This window comes from Halosolutus sp. DAT137, assembly GCF_059736405.1.
Genome location: NZ_JCAQID010000001.1, coordinates 1,113,149 through 1,137,517 on the forward strand (window position 1 = coordinate 1,113,149; position 24,369 = coordinate 1,137,517).

At 63.3% G+C, this 24,369-nt stretch carries 24 protein-coding genes and 1 tRNA gene; 12 read left to right on the top strand and 13 right to left on the bottom strand.

Going from position 1 to position 24,369, the window contains the following annotated elements; all coding sequences use genetic code 11:
- Positions 1-32: 32 nt before the first annotated feature.
- Positions 33-1,004: a phosphoadenosine phosphosulfate reductase family protein gene (locus AC6I6L_RS05330; RefSeq protein WP_497916673.1), complete on the bottom strand. Its 972-nt coding sequence runs from the start codon at positions 1,002-1,004 to the stop codon at positions 33-35.
- Between the two features lie 461 nt (positions 1,005-1,465).
- A complete protein-coding gene (wecB, locus tag AC6I6L_RS05335) occupies positions 1,466-2,581 on the bottom strand; it encodes a non-hydrolyzing UDP-N-acetylglucosamine 2-epimerase (protein ID WP_497916674.1) in 1,116 nt (371 codons plus the stop codon).
- Positions 2,582-2,983: 402 nt separating this feature from the next.
- Here wecB and AC6I6L_RS05340 point away from each other — a divergent pair, with 402 nt between their 5' ends.
- Together AC6I6L_RS05340 and AC6I6L_RS05345 are read left to right on the top strand one after the other, a co-directional pair.
- The gene (locus AC6I6L_RS05340) at positions 2,984-3,643 is read left to right on the top strand and encodes a phosphate ABC transporter permease (protein ID WP_497916675.1); all 660 of its coding nucleotides are present in this window, start codon (positions 2,984-2,986) and stop codon (positions 3,641-3,643) included.
- Between the two features lie 84 nt (positions 3,644-3,727).
- Positions 3,728-4,057 carry a cupin domain-containing protein gene (locus AC6I6L_RS05345; RefSeq protein WP_497916676.1) on the top strand — a complete coding sequence of 110 codons (330 nt, stop codon included), beginning with the start codon at positions 3,728-3,730 and terminating at the stop codon, positions 4,055-4,057.
- Positions 4,058-4,118: 61 nt separating this feature from the next.
- Here the strand turns inward: AC6I6L_RS05345 and AC6I6L_RS05350 are convergent, their stop codons facing one another.
- The 10 genes from AC6I6L_RS05350 to AC6I6L_RS05395 all read right to left on the bottom strand — a co-directional run bounded on the left by AC6I6L_RS05350 (position 4,119) and on the right by AC6I6L_RS05395 (position 13,090).
- Positions 4,119-5,285, bottom strand: coding sequence for an SPFH domain-containing protein (locus AC6I6L_RS05350; RefSeq protein WP_497916677.1), 1,167 nt, complete (start codon positions 5,283-5,285; stop codon positions 4,119-4,121).
- A gap of 226 nt (positions 5,286-5,511) precedes the next feature.
- Positions 5,512-5,823 carry a zinc ribbon domain-containing protein gene (locus tag AC6I6L_RS05355; protein WP_497916678.1) on the bottom strand — a complete coding sequence of 104 codons (312 nt, stop codon included), beginning with the start codon at positions 5,821-5,823 and terminating at the stop codon, positions 5,512-5,514.
- A 303-nt stretch (positions 5,824-6,126) separates the two neighbouring features.
- Positions 6,127-6,708: a DUF7110 family protein gene (locus AC6I6L_RS05360; protein ID WP_497916679.1), complete on the bottom strand. Its 582-nt coding sequence runs from the start codon at positions 6,706-6,708 to the stop codon at positions 6,127-6,129.
- Between the two features lie 122 nt (positions 6,709-6,830).
- Complete coding sequence (locus AC6I6L_RS05365) at positions 6,831-7,175, bottom strand: glutaredoxin family protein (protein WP_497916680.1); 345 nt, start codon at positions 7,173-7,175, stop codon at positions 6,831-6,833.
- A 118-nt stretch (positions 7,176-7,293) separates the two neighbouring features.
- Positions 7,294-8,613, bottom strand: a complete 1,320-nt coding sequence (locus AC6I6L_RS05370; protein WP_497916681.1) for a PQQ-dependent sugar dehydrogenase — start codon at positions 8,611-8,613, stop codon at positions 7,294-7,296.
- Between the two features lie 130 nt (positions 8,614-8,743).
- Positions 8,744-9,211 carry a DUF6691 family protein gene (locus AC6I6L_RS05375; RefSeq protein ID WP_497916682.1) on the bottom strand — a complete coding sequence of 156 codons (468 nt, stop codon included), beginning with the start codon at positions 9,209-9,211 and terminating at the stop codon, positions 8,744-8,746.
- Positions 9,208-9,705 (bottom strand): YeeE/YedE family protein, encoded by a 498-nt coding sequence (locus AC6I6L_RS05380; RefSeq protein WP_497916683.1) that lies wholly within the window; start codon positions 9,703-9,705, stop codon positions 9,208-9,210. Before AC6I6L_RS05380 ends, AC6I6L_RS05375 begins: the two co-directional genes overlap by 4 nt.
- A 196-nt stretch (positions 9,706-9,901) precedes the next feature.
- A complete protein-coding gene (locus AC6I6L_RS05385) occupies positions 9,902-11,482 on the bottom strand; it encodes an acetolactate synthase large subunit (protein WP_497916684.1) in 1,581 nt (526 codons plus the stop codon).
- Between the two features lie 238 nt (positions 11,483-11,720).
- Positions 11,721-12,518, bottom strand: a complete 798-nt coding sequence (locus tag AC6I6L_RS05390) for a M14 family metallopeptidase (RefSeq protein WP_497916685.1) — start codon at positions 12,516-12,518, stop codon at positions 11,721-11,723.
- A gap of 80 nt (positions 12,519-12,598) precedes the next feature.
- Positions 12,599-13,090 carry a DUF309 domain-containing protein gene (locus AC6I6L_RS05395; protein ID WP_497916686.1) on the bottom strand — a complete coding sequence of 164 codons (492 nt, stop codon included), beginning with the start codon at positions 13,088-13,090 and terminating at the stop codon, positions 12,599-12,601.
- A 310-nt stretch (positions 13,091-13,400) separates the two neighbouring features.
- Between AC6I6L_RS05395 and AC6I6L_RS05400 the strand changes: the two genes are divergently transcribed.
- From AC6I6L_RS05400 to AC6I6L_RS05415, 4 genes are all read left to right on the top strand, one after another.
- Positions 13,401-13,483 (top strand) — tRNA-Leu (locus AC6I6L_RS05400).
- 365 nt (positions 13,484-13,848) lie between these two features.
- Positions 13,849-14,661, top strand: coding sequence for an inositol monophosphatase family protein (locus tag AC6I6L_RS05405; protein ID WP_497916687.1), 813 nt, complete (start codon positions 13,849-13,851; stop codon positions 14,659-14,661).
- Positions 14,662-14,779: 118 nt separating this feature from the next.
- Complete coding sequence (locus AC6I6L_RS05410) at positions 14,780-15,871, top strand: DUF63 family protein (protein WP_497916688.1); 1,092 nt, start codon at positions 14,780-14,782, stop codon at positions 15,869-15,871.
- Positions 15,872-15,983: 112 nt separating this feature from the next.
- Positions 15,984-16,670: a DUF2391 domain-containing protein gene (locus tag AC6I6L_RS05415; protein WP_497916689.1), complete on the top strand. Its 687-nt coding sequence runs from the start codon at positions 15,984-15,986 to the stop codon at positions 16,668-16,670.
- 68 nt (positions 16,671-16,738) lie between these two features.
- Here AC6I6L_RS05415 and AC6I6L_RS05420 read toward each other — a convergent pair whose 3' ends face one another.
- Positions 16,739-18,748 (bottom strand): SLC13 family permease, encoded by a 2,010-nt coding sequence (locus AC6I6L_RS05420; protein WP_497916690.1) that lies wholly within the window; start codon positions 18,746-18,748, stop codon positions 16,739-16,741.
- A gap of 317 nt (positions 18,749-19,065) precedes the next feature.
- Between AC6I6L_RS05420 and AC6I6L_RS05425 the strand changes: the two genes are divergently transcribed.
- From AC6I6L_RS05425 to AC6I6L_RS05450, 6 genes are all read left to right on the top strand, one after another.
- Entirely contained in the window at positions 19,066-19,665 is a 600-nt protein-coding gene (locus AC6I6L_RS05425; protein WP_497916691.1) for a metal-dependent hydrolase, read from the top strand.
- A gap of 137 nt (positions 19,666-19,802) precedes the next feature.
- Complete coding sequence (locus AC6I6L_RS05430) at positions 19,803-20,471, top strand: hypothetical protein (protein WP_497916692.1); 669 nt, start codon at positions 19,803-19,805, stop codon at positions 20,469-20,471.
- Complete coding sequence (locus AC6I6L_RS05435) at positions 20,468-21,097, top strand: DUF2238 domain-containing protein (RefSeq protein ID WP_497916693.1); 630 nt, start codon at positions 20,468-20,470, stop codon at positions 21,095-21,097. Before AC6I6L_RS05430 ends, AC6I6L_RS05435 begins: the two co-directional genes overlap by 4 nt.
- A gap of 194 nt (positions 21,098-21,291) precedes the next feature.
- Complete coding sequence (locus AC6I6L_RS05440) at positions 21,292-22,644, top strand: hypothetical protein (protein WP_497916694.1); 1,353 nt, start codon at positions 21,292-21,294, stop codon at positions 22,642-22,644.
- Positions 22,645-22,862: 218 nt separating this feature from the next.
- Positions 22,863-23,732 (top strand): NOP5/NOP56 family protein, encoded by an 870-nt coding sequence (locus AC6I6L_RS05445; RefSeq protein WP_497916695.1) that lies wholly within the window; start codon positions 22,863-22,865, stop codon positions 23,730-23,732.
- Positions 23,725-24,363: a fibrillarin-like rRNA/tRNA 2'-O-methyltransferase gene (locus AC6I6L_RS05450; RefSeq protein ID WP_497916696.1), complete on the top strand. Its 639-nt coding sequence runs from the start codon at positions 23,725-23,727 to the stop codon at positions 24,361-24,363. The genes AC6I6L_RS05445 and AC6I6L_RS05450 overlap by 8 nt, the downstream gene beginning before the upstream one ends.
- The last annotated feature ends 6 nt before the right edge of the window (positions 24,364-24,369 follow it).

Sequence of the window (24,369 nt, forward strand, 5' to 3'; positions counted from 1 at the left end):
AAATTCCGTGCTACACCGATACTACCGACGAGTCACATGTAGCCGAGATCGCGCAGGCGCTCCATCAGGTCCTCTTTGTCCTGGGCGCGGCCCGCACGCTCGGTCGTGCCGGCGAGGTCCTGCAGCCAGGCCGGTTCCTCTTCGCTCTTTTCGGTGCTGATCTCGCTGCCGAGCGATCGGAAGCCGGCGAAGTACTTCGGTGAGATCGGGATGTCGTCCTGGTCGACGCCTTCGGGAAGGTCGTCAGCACTTTCGGGGACGTAGCCGTCGTCGGGGAACGCCGCGACGGTGTCGGGGACGACGAAGTTCCAGAAGGCCTCCCAGACGGCCGCCTCGTCGAACTGCAGGATGGGCTGGATGCGATCGTGAGGCGGGTAGATGTCGGGATCGTGGCGCGGCGAAAAGAACGTCTCGTCGGCGCGGGCTTCCTGTTCGTCCCAGCGGACGCCGGAGATGACGCCGTCGATGTCGTGTGCCTCGAGCGCGTCGTTGAGCGCGACCGTCTTCAGCAGGTGGTTGCCGACGTAGGTATCGAGCAGGAACGGGAACGTGTCCTCCTCGTACTCGAGGATGTTCTCGACGTGGTGTTGGTTGTGCTCGGAGAGTTCGGAAATCTCGATATCGTCGCCGGGTTCGAGACCGTGTTCGTCGACGTACGCGCCGACGTCCTCGTTGCGCGCGTAGTGGACTTCGAGGTCCCACTCGTCGGCCCAATGCTCGACGAAGTCGTGGATCTCGTCGAAGTGCTGGTAGTGATCGATGAACACCGCTGGCGGAACTTCGAGGTCGAATCGGTCGGCGACCTCCTTGATGAAGTAGAGGGTGAGCGTCGAGTCCTTGCCGCCGGTCCACATGACGGCGGGATTCTCGTACGCTTCGAGCCCCTCGCGGGTGACTTCGATCGCCTTCTCGATCTTATCCTGAATGTGCGGATAGTCTTCCGGGTCTTGACCACTGCCGTCGTCGTAGTCGACGTCGACGTAGTCGGGGAAGTTCTCGGTCATCGCGTGTAATTACATATAATTACCACATGTAAACCGTTTTGGGGAGCGGAAACCTCTGACGGAAGCTGGGAGGTCGCGATCGAACCCGGGCAGGTCGAACACGAACGGATCGCCAGTACTACCACGCCAACGCTAATCAGCCGGGAGACGCCAATACGTGGCTTCTCGAGAACAATTAATACCGAACGTTCCGTGTTCAGTACCGTGTGTGACGTTCTCTACCCACCCGGACGTAACGGCGACCGGTCCTGAATCGACTGCCCGAAGAACAGGCAATATTGGGCTGTACCACAACCTGATGCGTTCGCAGCTGTCGTCAACTCGGCTTCGATCGGCGCGAGCGTCGCGTCGACCGGAGAGACGAGTGAGGATCGCCGGAGGCTGTGGGACTGCCAGCACGATCGCCAGTCAGAGAGATGAACGGGGTGCGGACAGTCGTCTCCAGGGATGCCTGTCGAGTATCAGGTTATCGGAGACATCTCCGGTTCGAGTCCCCTCTCGGGTTCGCCGTCGTCGACTTCCCGAGCGAGCGCGGTAACGATCCGCCGTCCCGCTCGTCCGTCGCCATACGGTTCTACGTCCGATCGTGGGGTTCGATCGGCACGGAGTGCCTTGTGGATGCGGGCAGAATCCGGACCGACGAGGACGTTCCAGCCGCTGTCGACGGTTTCGGTCCACTCGGTTTCGTTTCGCAACGTGACACAGGGCGTCTCGAGGAAGAACGCCTCCTTCTGGACGCCGCCGGAATCCGTCGCCACGCGCTCGGCCGCCTCCAGCAGTCGAACGAAATCCAGGTAGCCGAGCGGGTCGATGATCTCACACTCCCGTCTGGCGTGCTCCCAGAGGTCGTACTCCTTCAGGCTGGCGACCGTCCGCGGATGGGCGGGAAAGACGACGGGATGTGGCGCGTCCGCGAACCCGTCGAGGATTGCCGTGAGATTCGATCGAACGTCGGTGTTGCTCTCGCGGTGGACGGTCGCGAGGATAAACTGGTCCGGTTCGAGACCGAGGTCATCGAGAATCGTCGAACTCGCCAGCGCCCGATCCCGCACGTCGAGGATCGCGTCGTACATCACGTCGCCGGTGTGGTAGACGCCGTCGGTGATCCCCTCGGCAGCGAGGTTTTCGACCGCGCGCGCACTCGGCGTGAAACAGTACTCGGCGGCGTGGTCGGTGAGGATGCGATTGATCTCTTCGGGCATCTCCCTGTTGTGACTCCGGAGACCAGCCTCGACGTGAGCGACGAGCGCGTCGGTCTTCGAGCCGACGATCGCGCCCGCGAGCGTCGAGTTCGTATCCCCGTACAACAACAGGATATCGGGGTCGTGTTCCTCGACGATCGGTTCGATCGCGGCGATCATGCTCGCCGTTTGCTCCCCGTGCGGGCCGGAGCGGACGCCGAGGTTGTACGCCGGTTCGGGAATGTCTAATTCCTCGAAGAACACGCTCGACAGTTCGTCGTCGTAGTGTTGGCCGGTGTGCACCAGCAGTTCCTCGCCCACCGATCGAAGCTCTCGGGAAACAACCGCGGCTTTGATGAACTGCGGGCGCGCGCCGACGATCGAGCAGACGTCCATCAGTACACCCCCCGAGTGGCAGCCGTCGTCGGGTCCGTGCCGATCGAGCGTCCCACACCACCGGTGAATCGCGTCCCGCAGGTATCGCCGACGAGTATCGCCGGGGCAGCGCTACTCGAAAGTGGCGGAACCGATAGACTGGAAGCGGGCCTGTCTCTCATTCGTTCAGGAACACCTTGTAGACGCCTCTTCCAGTAGATCGACCATAGTTAGTAACGAGATAATTGACAGTAGCGCCACGCTGACGATCGCGATCGCTAACCGATTATCGAGCGCCGTCAGCAGTCCGGTCGCTACCCAGTCGTCCGGTCAGCGTTCGGAATCGCCGGTCCAGAAACGGTTGTGAATGCAGATACTCACGAACCCAATTATTTAACCGCTGTTGATACGTATACCGGAGCGATGATAGACCTAGCCAGTGTCGCGCTCGTCGTCAGCGGTGCGGTACTCCTGTTCGCGGGCGGTGCGCTCTCGGTATACGGTGTCGTGCTCCTCGGAACGCTACTCGGGGGAAGTGGCGGCTACCTCGTCGGCCCAACCGTCGCTGCCGTCGTCGGACTCGAGGGATTCGCGGCCGTCGTCGGCCCGGTCGCGATCGGGATCGTCGCCGGCGGCTTGCTCGGGTACGTCCTCCTGTCGGCCGCCGTCGCTGCGATGAGTTTTCTCGTCGGTACGTTCGCTGGTGCGACGGTGCTCGCCCCCCTGCTCGTCGACGGCCAGTGGTACGTCGAGTGGGGCGTCGCGATCGGCATCGGCGTTGCCGCCGCGATCCTCGGGATGCTCCTGACCAAGTGGATGATGGGACTGATCACGTCGTTCATCGGGGCCGCATTCGCCTCTCGATCGCTCACGATCGAGCAGTTTGCGGCCGCACGGGACGCACTCCATCCCGATCCGCTCCTGTTCGACATCGCCTCCCCCGTCTTCTTGGCCCTCGTCACTCTCGGCATCCTCTCACAGATCGGGCTGTTCAAATTCGGCTACGTAACCCGAATCGCCCGCCACCTTCCCGGCTGGAAGGCTCTCCCTGATCGTCGGCGTGACGAGTCCAAACCGACGTAGTCGCCAGTTGTGTTCGCCGCGGACAGCAATCGACCGTCTCGGTACGATCTGGCTTTTTTGTTCTTCCCGACGAATCGCCCGAGTATGGGACTCGATCGATACCCCGAAACAGTGTCGGAACTCGAACCCAACGACGGTGACGTCGAAACCGGCGAACTGGTCGTTACCGACGACGTACTGGTCAAAGCGTTCGCACTCGGTCCCGGAGCGGAACTCGACCCCCACGAGCACGCCGACAGCACGAACGTGTTTCACGTCCTCGAGGGAACGGTCACCGTGGTACGGGACGGGGACAGCGAAGCCGTCGACGCTCCCGGCGTCGTCCTCCACGAACGCGGAGCCGTCCACGGCGCGCGCAACGAAACCGACGAGACGGTCGTGTTCACCGCGAGCCTCTGCCCGTTGCCGTCCTGAGCGCTCGTCAGCTGGTTGTCGATCATGATACGAAACGTCGTTCGCGAAAACGGTGTTCGCCTCAGCGCTGGTCGGGTTCGGCGTCCTCGGCCCCCGAATCGCTGCCGGGTTGGGGACCGGTTGCTGCCTCCGAAACGCGTTCGATTTCCCCAGGGTGGTCTGGCACGTCGTCTCCTTCCTTGATCGCCTGGGCCTCTTGTTCCATTGCCTCGACGTCGAGTTCGGTCTCGGATTCGATCTCGCCAATTATTTTCGCAATGTCATCGAGACCGATCAACTCACGCGTTTCGTCGTCAAAGTCGAGGCTCTCGAGTTGCGCGCCGTTCTCCTTGACGTCGCTGCCCGAGAGGTGTTTGCCGTACCGACCGATCATCGAGGAGAGTTCCTGTGGCAACACGAACGTCGTCGACTCGCTGTGGCCGATCTCAGTTAGCGCGTCCATCCCCTTGTCGATAACGGCGCGTTCACCCATCGACTCGGCCGATCGAGCCCGGAGGACGGTCGAGATAGCATCACCCTGTGCTTCGAGGATCTGACTCTGCTTTTCACCCTGGGCGCGGATGATGTTGGACTGCTTTTCACCTTCTGCCTTCTCGACGGCGCTGCGGCGTTCTCCCTGCGCTTCGAGGATCATCGCACGGCGACGGCGCTCGGCGGAGGTCTGTTGTTCCATCGCGCCCTTGACGTCCCGGGAAGGGGTCACCTCGCGGACCTCGACGCTTTCGACGCGGATTCCCCACTCGTCGGTGGGTTCGTCCAGTTCCGTCCGAATCCGCTCGTTGATCATCTCCCGGCGGCTGAGCGTGTCGTCGAGTTCCATGTCACCGATGACGGCACGGAGCGTCGTCTGGGCGAGATTCGAGACCGCACGTTCGTAGTTGTCGACCTCGAGAAACGCGCGTTTGGCGTTCATGACCCTGATGTAGACGACCGCGTCCGCGGTGACGGGCGAATTGTCACGCGTGATCGCTTCCTGGGAGGGGACATCGATCGTCTGCGTTCGCATATCGAACGTGTACACGCGCGAGACGAACGGCGGGACGATGTTGAGACCCGGCTCCAGGAGTTTTCGGTACTCGCCGAAGACAGTGAGCGCGCCCCTGTCGTAGGCGTCGACGATCTCGACCATCGAAAAGACGGTCACGATGGCGACGACGAGTACGAGTGCGCCGACGATCAGCGTGGGATCGACGGCAACTTGAAGGGGGATGGAAGCCAGTGCGAGCATTACGTACGAAACGTACCGTAGCCGAATAACGCTTGGGCCAACGGACCCCCTTTTTCAGCAATCGAGGCACGCAGAGAGGGGTGTCAGCGTTAGCACAACGCCGCCTCGATCCGCTTTTCAGTCGGTGTATCTCCCGTGAAAACACTCTCTGCTCGCGTGCCCGTTTGATTATGAACCGATACTGGGAACAGACGTTCACCGATCGTCATCGATCGAACGTCCCCAGTCACGACAGGCGGGCGAGACACTCCCTGCAGTAGATCATCTCCGATCGGTTCGGGCACGCACAGGCAGGACACGGCGTCACCGATTCGTCGGGTGCCATGCCGACGCCGTCGGCCAGGACGGCGAGGACGTCGTCGGACGGGAGGTCCTCGGGATCACGTCCCTCTGTCAGTGCCCACTCCGCGAGAAACGCGTCGTCGCGTAGCGCCTCCAGTCCGCGGACCAGCCCCAGAAAGAGTATCGTGGGCGCGACGATCACGAATGCGGCCATCGCGAGCCGGCCCACGATCGAATACGTTTCAGGATCGTCCATAGATCCAGTATGGCGTCGACCACAATACGTTGATCGTCGGTTACTCGATTGATATGGCCGCCGTCGTTCTTTACGGGTATCGGCGTCAGACTCCGTGAGTGCGAACGCACCCTCGGTCGCGGGTGTCCCAACGTCGTTCCAGGTCGACTCGAATTGTCACCGGGTCTCGGTATCGTCTCGGGGGGCGGGATTCACGAGACGAAGCCGAGACGGCCAGATCGAGTCTGCGGACGCCGATTTCGAGGAGAGTAGCGCCTCTTCGTGGGTCGAAACGTGGCGCTGCTGGAAAATCGGTCAGTCCGTTCAGTCGCTGATGAACTTGTTATCTCGCCAGTTGACGCCACCCTGTCCGGCCCCAGAGTCACCCGGCCCTTCGACGACTTCGATGTCCGCGGGACGGGATTCGCCTTCGACAATCCGCGTTGCCTCCAGATCGCCGCCGCGTTCGGAGATTGCTGTCAGCGTGCCCTTCTCGGCCGTCTCTGCGATCCCACAGAGGACGAGGAACATCTCGTACTGGAGCAGCGAGTTCTGCAGGACGGTCTCGCGATCGCCCTTGAACGCTGCGAACTCGACGAGTTCGGACTCGATTTCGTCTTCTTCCTCTTCGTCCCAGCGGAAGGAGTTGCGTCGCTCGTCCGGATCCTCTTCGTATACCCGATTTTCCGTGACGCTCGCTTTGAGCTGTGCGGTCGGCGTGTATTTGCTGACTGATTCGTCTTTGGCGACGGCTTTGAGAATGAGGGTGTTGTTTCGCCGCGTAATTTCCACGTCGGTGATCCCGTCCGGGTACTCCGCGTTTTCGATGTGGTCCCGAAGGTCTTCGAGTGGCAGTTCGAGGGTCGAGTGCAACCGATATACGTGTCTGGATTCCTCTGTTGACATAGTGGGAAGGTGTGCGGCGACAGTCGCTGGGTTCCTAGTACGAGGGCGTGACTTATATGATCTGCTATTATATGCGTCAGCCACGTGATTGGATAAATTTAACTCTAGTCTGTGGGGTGTTACTACTCGGCCTGGAGCGTCTCGTCGAGTTCGCCGCGTTCGTCGAGTTCCTCCAGAATATCCGACCCCCCGACGAACTCGCCGTCAACAAACGTCTGAGGGATCGTCTCCCAGCCGCTGTGGGTCTCGAGTGCGGCGCGGTACTCGTCGAGGGATTCGAGGACGTCTACCGTCTCATACTCGTCGCGATACTGGTCGATCAATCCGAGCGCCTTGCGGGAGTAGCCACACTGGGGCATGAGCGCGGTCCCCTTCATGAAGAGGACGACCTCGTTCTCGGCAAGGGCGTCTGCGACCTGTTCGTCGACCTCGTCCTGATCGAGTCCCTGGTTCGGTGGGAAGTCCATGCCCGACAGTATGGCCGTGATCGGGATAGGCTTTGCGTCCTCGACCGTGGTCCATACCGCAAGCTTCCGACGACGGCGCTTTCGACGCGGCTCGATCGCTCCGGCGCTAACCCACGACTCACGCGGTATCGAGCCTGACGATTCGATCGTCGCCCTCGCGCGGAAACGCACCGCTGGCCCGGCCGTCGCGGTTCGACGTGAGCAAGTACAGCGCCCCATCTGGTCCCGTTTCGACATGTCGCAGTCGGCCGTATTCCCCCTCGAAGAGGGACTGTGACACCGCCGTTACTCGATCGTCGAGCCACGGCGCGTCGTAGACGACACCCGTCTCGCTCTCGGGTGGATCGGCGGCGTACAGTGACACGGCGTACAGCGTCTGCGAGACGAGCCCGCAGACGAAGACGCGACGGTGCCAGTTCTCGATCGAATCGTCGTCGTACACTGCCAGTCCCGACGGTCCCCACGTCGTATCGGGGCCGGTGTTGATAACCGGCGGCGTCACGTCCGCGTAGTCGTCGTAGCTCTCGTACTCCGGGTCCTCGGGACCGCCGCGGACGAGGTCCCAGCCGTAGTTGCCGCCCGGCCGGACGGCCGCGAGTTCGTCGCGCGCCTGCGGCCCGTGCTCGGCCAGTATGGGTGTGTCGTCCGGCCCGAACCCGATCCCCTGTGGGTTCCGGTGCCCGAGGGTGTACGTTCGGGGGTCGCCGTCCCCACCCCAGTCCGGATTCCCCGTCGCGGCGTCGCCGTCCGGCGTCACCCGCAGGACGGTCCCCGCGAGCGAACTGGGGTCCTGGGTCAGCGCGGGGTCCTCCGCGTCGCCCGTAAGCACCCACAGATGCCCCGCCGGGCCGAACGCGATCCGGCCGCCGTTGTGGGTCGTCGCTCCCGGAATCCCCTCGACGATCAGGTCGAGGCTCTCGCTCTCGGTATCGTATCGAACGACGCGGTTGCCGACCGTACCGTCGTCAACGGTGTAGTAGACGAATAGCTCGGACCGATCGGGATACTCCGGATGGGTGGCAACGCCGAGCGTGCCGCCCTCGCCCGGAGCCGCCCGATCCGGAAGATCGTCGGCCTCGATCACCGCGGTCGCGTCGCCGGGAGTGTGGCCCTCCCCGTCAGTTAGCGTTGCCGTCTCGAAGCGGTAAACGCCGCCGTCGCGTTCGGTGACGAACGCATCGTCGCCGGCGAACGCGAGGTCCCACGGAATCTCGAGGTCGGAAACGACGGTGGTCGTCGCGACGTCGTCCTCGATCGGCGGCTCCGTCGCTGGTTCCCACGTCGACGGGTCCCACTCGTCGTCGGGGGTGCGCTCCGGCGTCGCCAGTTCGATATCGTCCTCCTGACCCCGAAATTGACCGAGACAGCCGGCTGTCGCGATCGCTGTGCCCGTCGCGGCTGTCGCGAGGAGGTACTGCCGTCGATTCGGCGGTGACATACCACGAGTACGAGGCGTAGATGGTAGACGGTTGTGTGAAACAATGTTGGGTCCCGGACGACTGTGGGGTCCCGAACGCGTGTGACAGCCCCACGCGGGCAGTTTCGAGCGACCCGAGAGCACTCGCCGGTCAGTCCGCCGTCGCCGCAGGCGACCCACTGTCGACCCGGGTCGATCGCCAGAAGCCCTGCGCGTACGCGCCGATGAACATTCCGGCGATCCCCCAGAGGATCGCGTAGTTTCCGATGCCGAGGCTGGCGTAGGCCGCGCCGGGGCAGATGCCCGACAGCCCCCAGCCGACGCCAAAGATCCCGCCGCCGATAACGACGTTTTTGTCGAGCGTCTTCAGCCGGCGGGCGTAGGCTCTCCCCGTCAGGGGCGCGTTCGATCGGACCCGTTTCACGCCGAAGAACGTGAGACCGGTCACGATCGCCGCGCCAAACATGACGAACAGCAGACCGAAGTCCTCGAACTGCAGGAAGCTCAACACGACCTCCGGCTGGGCCATCTGGCTGAAGCCGATCCCGAAGCCGAAGACGAGTCCGCCGACGAACACCAGCGGCATAAACAGCCGGTGTTGCTCGTGTTCGCCGCTCATGGCGCGACCCCCGCCGCCATGACGAGTTGTGCCGTTCCGATCGCGATCAGGAGGAAGGTCGCGACGCCGACGAACGAGGCCACAGAGACCGACCCGACGCCACAGACGCCGTGGCCGGAGGTACAGCCCTTCCCGACTCGAGTGCCGATTCCGACGAGGATGCCCCCGAAGAGCAGTCGCCACCACTGTACGTCGGTCGTCCAGAGACCGTCCTGTGGCGAGACGGTCACGGCGTAGATCGCCGCTCCCGCGACGATGCCGAGCGTGAAGACGACGCGCCAGTCACGCGAGGGGCGATACTGCTGGAACCGCGAGAGATTCGAGCCGTACGAGAGCGTCGACTCGAGGAACGTACTCGCACCGACCGGAATGCCGGTTCCGAGGTAGATCACGGCGACACCGACGCCGACGAAGAGCCCGCCGATCGCGTAGTGGCTGATCCCGTTCGGGAACAACTCCGCGACCATCGCAACGATGAGTCCTGTAGCCGTCATTGCATCCGCAAAGGGGGTACCGGGGTATCAATGCTCCCGACGCGGGGAAAATTGTGCGTACCTCGGTCGACGTTCCGGCATCGGCTCGTCGGTACCCCCGCCGCGATCGATCCGACCCGACCCGATCGTCGAATCGAGAAAGCAACGGACAAGCCGCTGCTGGCCGGTACCCGAGGAACGAGAAACCGGCCGCCAGTCAGTCGAGCGCGAGTTCGACGAGTGCCAGTTCGTCCGAGGGGACGACATCCGAGAGAATCCGATCGAACTCCGTCCACGTGTCGGGACGGTACCCCGCGATGTCGAAGCTCTCGGCGAACGCGACGAAATCGGGATTTTCGAGTTCGGTTCCGAAGTGTTCCTCGCGGTGTTCGACCTGCTTCTCCGAGATGAGACCGTAGTCCTCGTCGTTGAACACGATCACGGTGAACTCGCAGTCCAGACGGGTCGCCGTTTCGAGTTCCGCGGCGTTCATCAGAAATCCGCCGTCACCGGTTGCCGCGACGACGTTGGCGTCGGTGGCGATGTCCGCAGCGAGCGCGCCGGGCACGGCGATTCCCATACTCGCCAGTCCGTTCGAGATGACGCAGGTGTTCGGCTCGTAGACCGGAAACGATCGCGCAATCGCCATCTTGTGGCTGCCGACGTCTGAGACCAGTACGTCTTCGTCGGCCATCGCCTCTCGGAGCACCGGCAGCGCGTTCTCGACGGTGATCGGATCGCCGGCGTCCGGCGATTCGGTTACCGCATCGCACAGCCGAGCGTGGAGATCCGAACACCAGAGCGAGCAGGCTCCGTCGGGGATGCGCTCGTCGATCGCCGCGACCGCCGCACCCACGTCCGCGACGATCTCTACGTCGGGGTCGTAGTGGCGGTAGACCTCCGCGGGCTCGTGGTCGACGTGGACGATCGTCTTTTCTACGGTCGGGTTCCAGCCCGCCGGATCGTGCTCAGCGATATCGTAGCCGACCGCCACGACGCAGTCCGCCCGGTCGATCGCGCGGGCAGCCTCGTCGTCCGGGCCCGAATCGAGCGTCATCAGCGATGCCCGTTCCCGATCGGAGATCGTTCCTTTCCCCATGTACGTCGAAACGACGGGAATTTCGAGGCGATCGACGAGGTCTCGGATTGTGTCGGCCGCGCGCGTTCGAACGGCACCGTTTCCCGCGAGGATGATCGGGTACTCGGCCTCCGCAAGCAGCGTCGCGGCTCGATCGGCGGACTCGTCGTCCGGGTCCGGCCGTCGAACCGGCTCGCGGCTCGGAATCGGCGTCGCGGCGGTTTCCTCGCGAGCGACGTCCTCCGGAAACTCGAGGTGCGTCGCCCCCGGTTTCTCGTACTGTGCGAGTTTGAACGCCTTGCGAACGGATTCGGGAACGATCGCGGCGTCTGCGATCTGCGTGTTCCACTTCACGATCGGGTCGAAGATGTCCACGACATCGAGCGCCTGGTGGCTCTCTTTGTGCAGTCGCTCTCGTCCCCCCTGTCCGGTGATCGCGACCACGGGGCTCTTGTCGAGGTGGGCGTCGGCGACGCCGGTGATGAGATTCGTCGCGCCCGGACCGAGCGTCGCCAGGCAGACGCCTGCATCGCCGGTTTGACGGCCGTAGACGTTCGCCATGAACGCCGCGCCCTGTTCGTGGCGGGTCGGGACGAACGCGATCGAGGAGTCCCGAAGCGAGAACAGCAGATCCTCGATCTCTTCACCCGGCACGCCAAAGACGAACTCGACGCCCTCGGTTTCGAGACACGTGACCAGCAGGTCGGATGCTGACTGCATGGATGATCCCTATCACGTTCCTCGCAATGATATCCCCCTCAGAAAATCCGACACGTTCGGTGGCGGACGGTTGCGGTGGCGCTCCTCGTCTTCCAGCCTGTACCTGATCGGTCGCACCTCGACTGTCGCGCCCGACGCTCGAGCCAAGTCTCGCGATCGTGTCCGCTCCTACGGTCTTCGTTACCGGTGGCCGTCGCTCCGGTCGGGCGGTCTCCGGTACCACGTACAACGATCCGAATCAGTCGGCCACCGTCGGCGTTTGCAGGACATCGACCTTCTCGGCGGCGTAGCCGAAGACGTCCCGGTACCCGTTCGGAGACATGAGAATCGGATAGAACGGCTCCTCGGCAACCTGTATGTCGCCGTCGGCGGCCGCAAACGCGTTGCCGGATTCGACCTCGGTGAAGTTTTCGACGAACACTTCGTAGGTGTCGGCCCGGTCCTTGCGAATAACGTCGGTCAGTCTGAACACCGGCAGATCGCGGCGTACGGTATCGCCCGGCAGCGCGCCGACGGCCGTCAGAAACGCCCGCGTCAGCCGATCGGCGTTCTCCGCGGCCGTCTCCGATCCCTGAAGGCCGCACTCAACTTCGATCGTCTCGATCGACGAAAAGAGTCGCCCTTCGGAGAAGTTACTCGTTTCGACCATCGCGACGACGGGCAGTTGCGGACAGATCTCCGTTGCCGTCTCGCTGATTCCGTTGACGATCGCGAACGGTTCGGCGTGGCTCTGGGTCGAGTGCATCGAGAAGGTGAGACAGCCCTCGAGTTCCTCGACGAGGCGGTGTGCGAGTCGTCCCTCGTGTGTGTCTGCATCCGGATCGCCCGGAAACGCGCGGTTGAGATCTTCGTCGACGTACCGAACCCGACGCTCTAGTGCGTTTTCGTTGACGACGACGAGTTTGACCGGGCGTTCGACGTGCGGTCGTTCTTCGAGGAGGCGCTCGATCGCTCGGACACCCCCGGGTTCGTCGCCGTGAACGCCGGCGACAACCGCGAGTTCCGGCGTCCCCGACCCGAGCTGTGCAACTCTCATTATCTGATAGTTGGTCCCTGGCTTCAAATGCAATTCGGTCTTTTCCGGTTCGAGAGTCGATCGCGCCACGCCGGTGTGCGTTACTCGTCGATCGACTCGGCGTAGGCGTAGTCCGCCGGACCGGCGGTCGGCCGATCGCCGTCGAGGGGAATGCGCCAGCCGTCGATCGCGGACGGCTCGGTGAGGGCGTTCGTGAGCGTCGTGCGAACGGCGAGCACGTCGACGCCGTAGTAGTCGTTCGGGACGCCTCGGAGGTACTGGAGCGCAGTTCGAAACAGCGATCGCATTCCGTCAGGGTTCTCGAAATCGACGTACTTGTACGCGCCCGCTGCGACCTGAACCATGCCGTGGCAGAACGCACTTTCGCGGGTTCCGCGCCCGTAATTGTACCATTCGATCTCGAAACAATCGTGTGCCTCGTGATACGCGCCGGCGTTGAACAGCCTGACCCCGTGACCGACCGCTCGCCGGAGGGTGCCGTGCTCCCAGCGATCGTCCGCGGAGAGCCAGCCTGCCGGGGTGGCGCTGCCGGCCGGCGGAGTGGCGGTCGGATCGCGAGTGTGATCGTCCATATGTATTCGTCATGCGGGGAGCAACACCGCTTTTGTGGTCAGAATGGCCGCCTTACAGTCCCGTAATCTTATCCTGATCCGGTGTTTGCGTTCATACGAAGACGAATGCACTATCCGTACGGGAACTGCCGGGATTGCGGAGAGCGTCTGTACTCCCACGTCGAGGGCGGCTACCAGTGTTTGAACTGCAACAGACGCTACTCGGACGCCGAGTTCGAAGACGCCGGTCCCTGACAGCCAACCACGGGCGTCGATCGCCCTCTCCAAACCGTAGGGTATTCATACGGTTGCACCTAACTGGAAACTGCGTGCGAGGGTAGCCAAGCGGCCAACGGCGGCGGACTCAAGATCCGCTCTCGTAGGAGTTCGTGGGTTCGATTCCCTCCCCTCGCATCGTAGCGACGTGCATGACGCACGGAGCGAGATGCAGGAGGGATCGAATGACGCCGGGGTTCTGCGCTTCGCGCAGGTTCCCGGAGGTGGTTCGATTCCCTCCCCTCGCACTGACAATCAGTGCGGCAAGAGCAGTATCTTGCCCTCGCAACCTTCTGATGAGACAGGCGGGATAGCCGTGCTTCTATCCTGTGCCCACCGGTCCCGTCTGAGGGCGGCGAACTGAGAAGAGCGAACGATCGCGTGACGAGCAAATCGCCCGCCAAATCGCACACGGATTATCTCCGCGTCGGCGCTTGCAGGAACGATCGAACCAGCACCGCTAACCACCACCCTCTTTCCCGTTCGTTCGTAATGAGTGACCAATGAGCGAATTACACGAGCGACGAGAGCGGACGAGGGTCGCCCTGGATGCGGCCACTGCCGGCGCAGATATCGCCGGTGACGTATTTCGGACGAACATCGACGTCGAACACAAAGACGGGAAAACGGACGTGGTCACCCAGGCCGATCGAGACGCCCAGACGGCCGTCATCGATCGCATCGAGGAGGCGTTCCCGGACGATCCGATCGTCGGAGAAGAAGACGGGGCGCTGAAGCGTGTCCCCGAGTCCGGGTCGGCGTGGATCGTCGATCCGATCGACGGCACGAACAACTACGTCGACGGCATTCGCGCGTTCGGGACGGCCGTCGCGGCGGTCGTCGACGGCGAACCGGTCGCCGGCGCGATGGTCTGTCCGGCACTCGAGGACGTCTATCACGCCGGTCCGTCTGAGGCGGTTCGAAACGGCGACCGGCTGTCGGTCAGCGAAGAGAGCGATCCGGAAATCTGTACCGTCTGCCCGACGTTCTGGTGGGATTACGACGAGCGTGCGCAGTACGCCGCCGCCACGGAGGCGATCGTCGAGCGCTTTGCCGACTTGCGTCGTTTCGGCTGTGCACAACTCGAACTCGCGATGGTCGCCTCCGGCGAACTCGACGGCGTCCTGACGAACCTGCGGGCGAACTCGTGGGACACCGTCGCCGGCGTCCACATGATCCGTGCGGCGGGGGGAACCGTCACCGACCTCGCGGGCGATCGCTGGCGACACGACAGTACGGGGCTGGTCGCCTCGAACGGCGCGGTCCACGACGAGGTGCTGGCGGCCGCACGGGAGATCGACGCCGCGATCGACTGAGCCGATCCGTCGGCGTCGCGGGCCGTCCCGCACAATCGAGGTGCCTTGGGTCGTAGTTCGATCCGCCGATGCGTCAGAAACCGGAAACGGTAAGCGGCCACCGTTCCGGATATCGACCATGGACGAGTATCTCGATCGGTACGGTCCCGTTCGCCTCTGGGCCGCCACCGTCGTACTCCTCGCGGCTGGAATAACACTCGCCGCCGTGGTGTTCCCCCAGCGCGTCTACGTCGATCTCATCTGGCAATACTACTGGGGACCGGTCGTCGCGGACGCGTACGGGTGGAGTTGTATCACGTGGGCCGGCGGTGAGCAGGTACACTGCAACGAGGCACCGACCGATCCCGGACCGACCGCCGCACCCGGCTACACGTTCGTCTCCTACGCGGGCTACATCCCGACGCTCATTCTGATGGCGGTCGGGATCGTCTTCCTGATCCAGCGCCTCGACATCGAGCGCTACCGGGCGGGGTTCTACGGGCTGTTTCCGTTTTTCCTCTTTGGCGGCGCACTGCGCGTCGTCGAGGACACCAACGTCGCGGCCTTCCGGGAGACGGGCGAACTCGCGATCCAGCTTCCGTGGTCCGGATTTTTGATCAGTCCGCTCATCTATTTCACCGTCGCCGCGATCGCGGCGGTCGCAGTCGCCGTCTCGATCTGGCTCGATCGAAACGGCTACGTCTCGGGCTACGAGTACCCGCTGTTTGCGATCGGAACCCTCTGCCTGACGGTGACAGTGGCTTCCCTCAGCTACGCGGCAGCCTTCGAGACGTACGCGACGTTCTATCCGCTGTTGTTGATCACGACCCTGGTCGGTGCGACGCTCGCGACCGCGATCACCTGGGTCGCAATCGATCGGTTCGCTCCCGAAATCAACCGCGGCACCAGGTACATGGGACTGGTCGTGATCTGGGCGCACGCGGTCGACGGCGTCGCGAACGTCATCGGTCTCGATTACGCGACGCTGTTCGGACTCCCGGCGAACCTCTCGCCCAAGCACCCGATCAACGCGGCGATCGTCGACACTGCGGGTGCGGCCTGGCCGTTCTTGCTCGTCAAACTCGCCGCCGCGGTCCTCGTCGTCTGGCTGTTCAACGAGGAGTTCTTCGAGGAGAGTCCGCGCTACGCCTACCTGTTTATGATCATCGTCGTCGCGGTCGGACTCGGGCCGGGGACGCGCGATATGCTGCGGGCGACCTTCGGCGTCTAGGACGCCGGCCGGCCGTCGACGTTCCGGGCGTTCAGCCGAATTCTCGATCGCTGGCGCACGTGATCGATGCGGGCCGACGCGCTTTTAGGTCCCCTCTCGGATATGCGGGTAGATGTCCGATCGAGATGCTACCGTAGCCCCGTCGGCCGAGGAGGGAACCGACCCGGAATCGATGGCGGTTGACCCCGATATGGATCACCTGCTCGATCGACTCGCGGAACTCGAAGAGCTAGTCGACGATCCGGAAGAGCGCAAGCAGGTTCGCGAGACGATGTCCGTCGCGCGCCGGATTCCCGGCCTCGCGGCCGTCGAGGACGGCATCAAAAAGTACACCGCTCGCGACATGGCCGAAGCGTTCGTCGGGAGTATCCTCCTCTCGCTGCCGTTGCTCGTCGAGGACGGTGTCTTCTCGATCGCCGAACACTTCGTCGAGAGTACCGTTTCCGGGGTGCCGGTCTTTCTCGTCTCGAACGTCCTGTTCATCGCCCTCCTGACGATCGGGGTGCTCTACTGGACCGACATTCGCACCGTGACCGTGACGAAGCCACTGTTTGGGTTCGTTCCGAGACGCCTGGTCGGCGTCCTCGCAATTTCGTTTCTCACAGTGGCCGGGTTGATGATCGTTTGGGGGCGACTCTACGAGGGAGATCCGACGACCCTGGAATCGTTCTCCCGAATCACGGTCATCTGGGCGGCCGGCGCGTTCGGCGCTGCACTCGGGGATATTCTCCCCGGCGAAAGTGCAGGCCACGACGTGACGATCGAGAACTTAGACGAGATCGTCTCACCGAGAGAATGATCGGTTCGTCGCGATCGATCGGACTCCGATTTTCGGTACTGAACGGGGAGCACGCGGGGTCGTGCCGTTCAGAGACTCCAGATGGACACGATCGCGAGCGTCGTGACGACGGCGAGCAGAAGTTGCAACGGACCGCCGACTTTGACGAAGTCAGTGAACTCGTAGCCGCCGGGACCGTACACCATCAGGTTCGTCTGGTATCCGACCGGCGTCATGAACGACGTCGCGGAGGCGAACATTACCGCCAGCAGGAACGAAAACTCGTTTGCGCCGAGGGTCGCCGCGGCGTCGACCGCGATCGGGATCATCAACACGACCGTCGCGACGGGTGTAATGACGTTCGCGAGCAGGCCGGTGACGATCGTAAACAGCAACAACACGGCGACAAGCGGGAGCACGTCGGCGGTCGCGACCAGCATGGAGGCGATGAACTGCGATCCCGCAGTCGCCTCGAGGGCGACGCCGAGGGGAATTACGCCTGCGAGCAGGAAGATTATGTTCCACGAGACGGCATCGTACGCCTCGCTGGTCGACAGGCAGCCGGTAACGATCATGCAGAAGACGCCCGCGAGCGCCGCGATCACGATCGAAACCACGTCGAGTGCGGCCGCGCCGACGACGCCGGCCATGATCGCGATCGCGATCGGCGTTTTCGGTGACAGTGGCGCGATCTCGTCAGCGTCCTCGTCGACGAGTCGATCGATCGCGTCGTCGTCGATGACGATGAGGTCGACCGAATCGACGAAGTGGTCGATCGATGCGGTGACCGTCTGGAGCAAGAGCACGTCGCCGGCGGCGAGTTTGAAGTCTGCGAGGTCGGTTCGGAGCAACTCACCATCGCGGCGCACCGCTAGCACGGTCGTTCGGTAGACGGATCGGAGATTGGTCTCCGCGAGCCGCTGGCCGACGAACGGCGAGTCCTCCGGGACGACAGCCTTCGCGAGCTGATCCGGACTCGAACTCTCGTCGAACGTATCCTCGGTCACCTCCCGTCTGAGGAGTTGACGCAGTTTCTGGCGCTCGACGAAGCGGTTGACTGCCTGCAAGTTGCCGTGGACCGTGAGGACGTCCCCCTCCCGGATTCGCTGGTCGGAATCGACGGCGACGAACGTCTCGTCGGGGCGATCGATCGCCTCTGACGCGGTGTCGGTGTCGTCGCGGGTCGTGAGCCGCTCGCCAGAACCGCCCGCGGTCTCGGCGCTTGCCGGTGTCTCCAAATCGGAGTCGTCGCCCGCGTACTCGAGGACGCGATCAGTGCCCGGCGACCGTCCATCGACGCTGCCGCCCCGACGAAGCTGGAGGATGCGGACGTTCGATTCGGTTCGGTCTTCGAGTTCGCTTACCGTGAGTCCGACAGGAGAGGAGTCTGCCTCGACGCGGACCTGCGTGAGGTGATCGACCATGTCGAACTCGTCGACGAGGTCAGCGTCGACCGGAATCCGAGCCGGCGTGAGCCATCGGCCGACGGTCATCAGGTAGGCAAGGCCGACGGCCAGAACGAGGAGACCGACCATACTGAACTCGAACATGCCGATCGGGCCACGATCGATCAATCCGGCGGCGAACTCGCTTGCGAGCAGGTTCGTCGATGTCCCGACGAGCGTCAGCGTACCGCCGAGGATCGCCGCGTACGACAGCGGCAAGAGTAGTTTCGACGGCGAGATGCCGCTTTTCTCGGCCAGCTCGGAGATCATCGGGACGAAGATCGCAACGACCGGCGTGTTGTTGATAAAGCCCGCGATCGGTCCCGTCGTACCGATCGTCGCGGCCAGCGCGCGGCGTTCGCTGCCCCTCGCGAACGCGGCGAGCGAGAGGCCGAGTCGCTGGACGAGACCGGTCCGCTGGATACCGGCACTGAGCATGTACATGGCGACGATCGTGACCGTCGCGGTGTTGGCAAAGCCCGAGATCGCGATGCGATGGCCGACGCCCGTCAGCGGCTCCAGGGCAGCCAGCGAGACGATAATCCCGATCGCGGTCACGTCGGTCGGAATGAGTTCAGTGACGAACAAGACGAGAGCGACGGCGATGAGTCCGAATACGACGATCGCACCCGTCGAGAGCCCCGATCCGATCATCGTGAATCCGACCTCCTACGATGGGAGCGACGGCCATTCGTTGTGAGTATCGGTGAGTCCCACGCGGAAACGGGGTCCCGTTCCCGACGGCCCCTCCGTCCAGCCCCTGCTGTGGGATCGAATGGAGTGTCACCGTCAAGGTGGAATTCGTCGGCCATACTCTCCTGTATGATGGCTTCTGATAGATCCGTCTTTCGAGAACATGTTGGTAGCCACGGCCAGAGCCACGTTCGTATGCGAACCGTGGAGTGGTCGGCAAAAACAGGACTCATAAGCCGTTCGTACATTGGGGTCTCTCAACGAGGTTCCGGAACCCAATGATGCTCCCTACACATGCGGTGGTCGGTCTGGCCATTGCGACACCGATCGTGTTTCTTCGTCCCGAACTCGCCTCAGCCGCGCTCATCGGAGCGCTCGTCGGCAGCGTCTTTCCAGATCTCGATCTGTACGCCGGCCACAGACGGACGCTTCATTACCCGACGGGCTACGTGATCCTTGCACTCCCGGCTGTTGTCATCGCGATGGCCGTGCAGACTCCCGTCGCCGTCGGTGGTGCAGCCGCCGCCGTCGGGGCGGCCGTTCACTGTCGGATGGATCGGTACGGCGGCGGGCTCGAACTCCGACCGTGGGAGGAAACGTCCGATCGGGCGGTCTACGATCACGTCCGCGGGCGCTGGCGGCGACCGAAACGCTGGGTTCGGTACGACGGGTCACGGGCGGATCTCCTGCTTCTGGTGTCCATCGGGGCTCCGCTGCTCGTCGTTCTCGACGGCCCGTTTCGGGCGATCGTCGCCGCCGCGGTCGGCGTCGGATGCGTCTACGCCGGTCTTCGTCGTCGGCTGGCGACCATCGCACCCGTCGTCTTCGGTTACGTCCCGGCCCGCCTGGCGCGGTACGTTCCCGAGCGGTATCGATGAAACGGTCGCTCTCACAACGGTTTGGGGACGAAGGAGTCGACCGAAACCGATTCCCGACGGATGAAACCATCAGGTGTCAGTGACGAATACGGTACTGTCGGTGGGATTTATAAGGTGTGCGTCACACCGGCAGACTGATGAAAACCGAGGGAGCCGAACGGGGGACTACTGTCGACGACGAGCCGGAAGACGTACTCGCACGGCTGTTCCGAAGCACTCGGACCAACGCGATGCTCTCGTGGGTTCTCATCGGGATCCTCTGTCTCGTGTTCGTCGAGAGCGTTCTCGACGCCGACAGACTGTGGATACTCTTCGTCGCCGCGACGGCGACGATCGTCCTCGCCCCGCCCGTCGCCTACTGGAACTGGCGGATGATGCTTCCCTGGGAACTGCTCGTGATCGCTCTTCTCCCGATTCTCGTTCGCGGGCTGTTCGGTGGTGAACTCGGGACGTTCGGCTACTACCTGTCGGTCGCCGCGCTGGCACTGCTCCTCATCGTCGAGTTCCACATGTTCGCCGTCACCAGCCTTCGACTGACCCACTGGGCTGCCATCATGCTGGTCGTCCTGACGACGTTGGCGTCGGTCGCGGCGTGGTCGATCGTCCGCTGGAATATGGACGTCCTGTTGGGGACGACGTTCCTGATGGAACCGGGGATGACCCAGGACGAAGCGAACGCGGCGCTGATGATCGAGTTTATCTGGGTGACGATCGCCGGATTCGCCGCCGGGATTCTCTTCGACGCGTACTTCAAACGCCGTGGCCGCTTCCTCCGTCGCAGACTTCGGCGGGTGGTCCGTCGATGACGATCCTTCCTCGTCCGTCTCTGGGAACCCAGCGCCGACTCACTCGCGGGATGCAACTGCTGTTGGTCGCGATCGTCGGCTACGGCGTGATCTACTCGCAACCGAAGGCGATCGTGAACGGGAGCGTCGCACTGGGTGTTACGTTCTTTCCGGCACTGCTCGAGAAGAACTACCGTATCCCACTCGATCCGTGGCTCGGACTCTGGATCACGCTCGCCGTGTTCCTGCACACGATGGGCTCTGCCGGCCTCTATGGTGCCGTCGGCTGGTGGGACCACCTCACTCACGCGATGTCGGCCTCGCTCGTCGCCGGAATCGGTTACACGTCCGCTCGCGCCGTCGACCTCCACAGCGATCAGATTCACATTCCGCGACGGTTCGCGTTCGTCGTCATCCTGATCGTGGTGATGGCGTTCGGCGTCATCTGGGAACTGTTCGAGTTCGGTCTCGACATCGCTGCGGACGCGACAGGTGTCAGTATGCCACTGTCACAGAACGGTCTCGACGACACCGTGCGTGATATGATGTTCAATACGCTCGGCGCGATCGTCGTCGCAACCTTCGGACAGGTCCACCTTGCAGGCGTCGCAGAAGGCATCAGAGAAAGTCTGTTGACAACCGAGTGAGCGGGCGTCGATTGGACAGCACGGGGTACCGAATCCGTTCGGACGCACGCGTCGCTCCGTCGCGTCAACCACGCTGAACCCGGTTCGACCCGTTCTCGATCGGCCGACTGTCACCCCCGTTTCGTCGATCGAAACGTGAGAACTCCGCTGTGACCACAACAGATATGTTCTCGTAACCGAACCTGATTTGCGCAGTGAAACACAGTTCGTCGAGACGATTGTTTCTCGCGGGAGCAACTGGACTTGCGACCCTCTCGTCGACAGCGACGGGGACGGCTAGGTCGCCGGCGAAATCGTTCGAGCCCGTACAGCACGGCTTCGGCTTTCGCAACTGGTCCTCGCGAACCCAGAATTTCGATGTTTCGAGCGCCGATCTCTCCCGAACGAGCGTCCAGGAACGGATCACCTCCGACTGGCGATCACCAGCGCGATCGGTTCTGGATCTCGGATTCGGATCGGCCACAGATGCCCTCGTCGAGACCATTACGTCCCAACTGCACGGTACGTTGTTCCAGCGGGCGGGAACGAACGGTCACTGCTACGGAATGGTGCTCACGACCCAGCAGTACTTCGAGCGTCCGGAGACGATTCCGCTGGACAGGACGTCGTCTTCGGAGATCGTGCACCCGGCCGAACCGTTCGAAGATCCCGATGCACCGGTGTACCGGAGTATCGTGACCCACCAGACCGACCAGTTCTTGCGGTTTCGGGCCTGGTTCGGTCGGCGAATGATGCTCTGGCCCGACCAGATCGACACCGCGGCCCAGCTCGCCGACGTCCGGACCGTAATCGACAGCTTCGGAACTGCTGGTGTCTCGATACTCTCTTCACGGCGATACGGACATCAGGTACTCGCCTACGACTATACGGACCACGCGGACGGGACGACACTGGCTATCTACGATCCCAATCAGCAGGCCGCGGCGTACGCGAACCGCCGCCGGTATCTGAACTTTCGCGTGACTGACGACGGGCTCGAGATGGAGCCGTACGGGAAGTACGAACACTTTCTGTTCAACCGGTGGGATCGTATCGCCAACGCGACTGGTCGCGAAAACGCATCCCCGCTCGATCACCTCGAACTCGGGGTCTCCGAAGTTCGCGACTCGCTGTTCCCGATCGCCCTGGTGACTGCCGATAGCAGCGACGTCGAGCTATCAGTTCAGCGGCCGGACGGCGATCGGCTCGGCCGGCTCCAGTCGGATTTCATGGACCCGACGCGCGGATTCCGACTGCGGTTCGGGTACGGCGCTGAGGATGGTTCGTATCGGATCGGCGTTCTCGGACGTCGGGAGACGAAGTACTCCCTTCGAGTTCGGATTGCCGACCGCACCGGTGCTCGTCTCGATGCGACACACGAGACGACGATCGGATCTGGCGAGACACAGGAGTTCGTTGCGACGGTGCCGGCTTCCGGCGACGACGTGGGAAGCCTGGAGCCGATCGAGACACGCTGTAACTGGCAAACCGCTGCAGGTCTGGCTGGTGGCGTTGCGGGCGGTCTCGCGCTCGGGGCAGGTGCGTATTACCACTGGAACCGACAGTGAGTACGGAAGCACTACCGAGGTGATGCTCGATGGGGTGGATTACTCCGCAGAAGAACGATCGATCGTCCCGCACGGTCTGCGGGTGGGGTCGATGATTCACCCCCCGTGTGAATTGAAGACACCCGACCGATGGGTGACGCCCCCTACGCGGAGGAACGGACCGAGATCGCGGGGCGTTTCGGGAACGCATTTACAACCGCGAGGTCTAACGGGCTGTAATGACTGACGAGCTGGAGACCGTGCAGGCGGGCTGGTTTTCTGATCTGGATTCAGGGGAGGTCCAGGCCGCCAGCGACGCGATCATCGAGGGGAGTGCCGAAGAGCCCGACGACTGGCCACGACTCGCCGTCGAAACGGGGTACGCCGATTCACCGGACGAGTACTACGATCAGCTTCACCGCAGAACGATGCAGGCGACGCGACGGACGGTCCGTGAACGCGAGCGTGCCGACGATCAGGGCATAAAACACGGTATTCGTGCCATGGACGACTGTACGCGAACGGCGAACGAACTCGCGGAGCGACTGACCGAGTGGGCCGGCACGATCGATCCGGACCACGGAGCCGGAGTCGAGTACGCACGGAGGATAGTCGACGGCGAGGCGACGCTCGAGGGCGATTCGAGTCCCGTTCGATCGCTTGCCGAGCGCGTGGTCGACCTCGCGGACGAAGCCGACGAGTTGCGGGCGTTCGTCGAGCGACGGACGCCGGCGGTCGCGCCGAATCTCGCCGCGCTCGCGGGACCAATTCTCGCTGCGCGGCTGATCTCGCTCGCCGGCGGCCTGGAAGAACTGGCGAAAAAACCCAGCGGGACGATTCAGGTACTGGGCGCTGAAGACGCGCTGTTCGCTCACTTGCGGGGCCACGCCCCCTCCCCCAAACACGGGATCATCTACACGCACGACGCGGTTCGCGGGACCCATCCCGAGAACAGAGGGTCGGCCGCACGCGCCGTCGCGGGGAAACTCGCGATCGCCGCCCGGATCGATCACTACTCGGGTGACGTGAATCCCGAACTCGAGGCGGAGCTGACCGATCGAATCGCGACCATCCAGGCCCGGACGACGGAGGGGGAGGACGATGACTGATCCCACCTTACCGGCGGGCGTCGAGCGTCGAGCGTTCGACGGGCAAACGCGACTCGCGACGCGCGGCGAACCGGTGTACGGCGAGCAGACCGATGGCGAGTGGCGGGCGTGGAACCCGCACCGATCGAAACTCGGAGCAATGTTCGAATCCGGGATGGAGACCGGACTCGCGGGCGACGAGACGGTTCTCTATCTCGGTGCCGCGAGCGGGACGACGGTGAGCCACGTCGCCGATTTTGCCGGTCCGACGTACGCAGTCGAGTTCGCACCACGACCTGCGCGAGATCTGCTGACCGCCGCCGAGTCGCGCCCGCGGCTGTTCCCGCTGCTCAAAGACGCCAGAAAGCCCGAAACCTACGCCCACGTCGTCGAATCGAACGTCGACGTCCTCATCCAAGACGTCGCGACGCGCGGCCAGGCCCGCGTAGCCGTCGAGAACGCACAATTTCTCGCCCCCGACGGGCGACTCCTCCTCGCGGTCAAGGCCCGAAGCGAGGACGTGACGAGAGATCCTGAGGACGTGTTCGAGGACGTACGATCGACCCTTGCCGAGAGCTACGAACTGCTCGACGATCGACGACTCGACGAGTACCACACCGACCACCTCGCGATCGTCGCCCGACCGCGTTAAACGGAG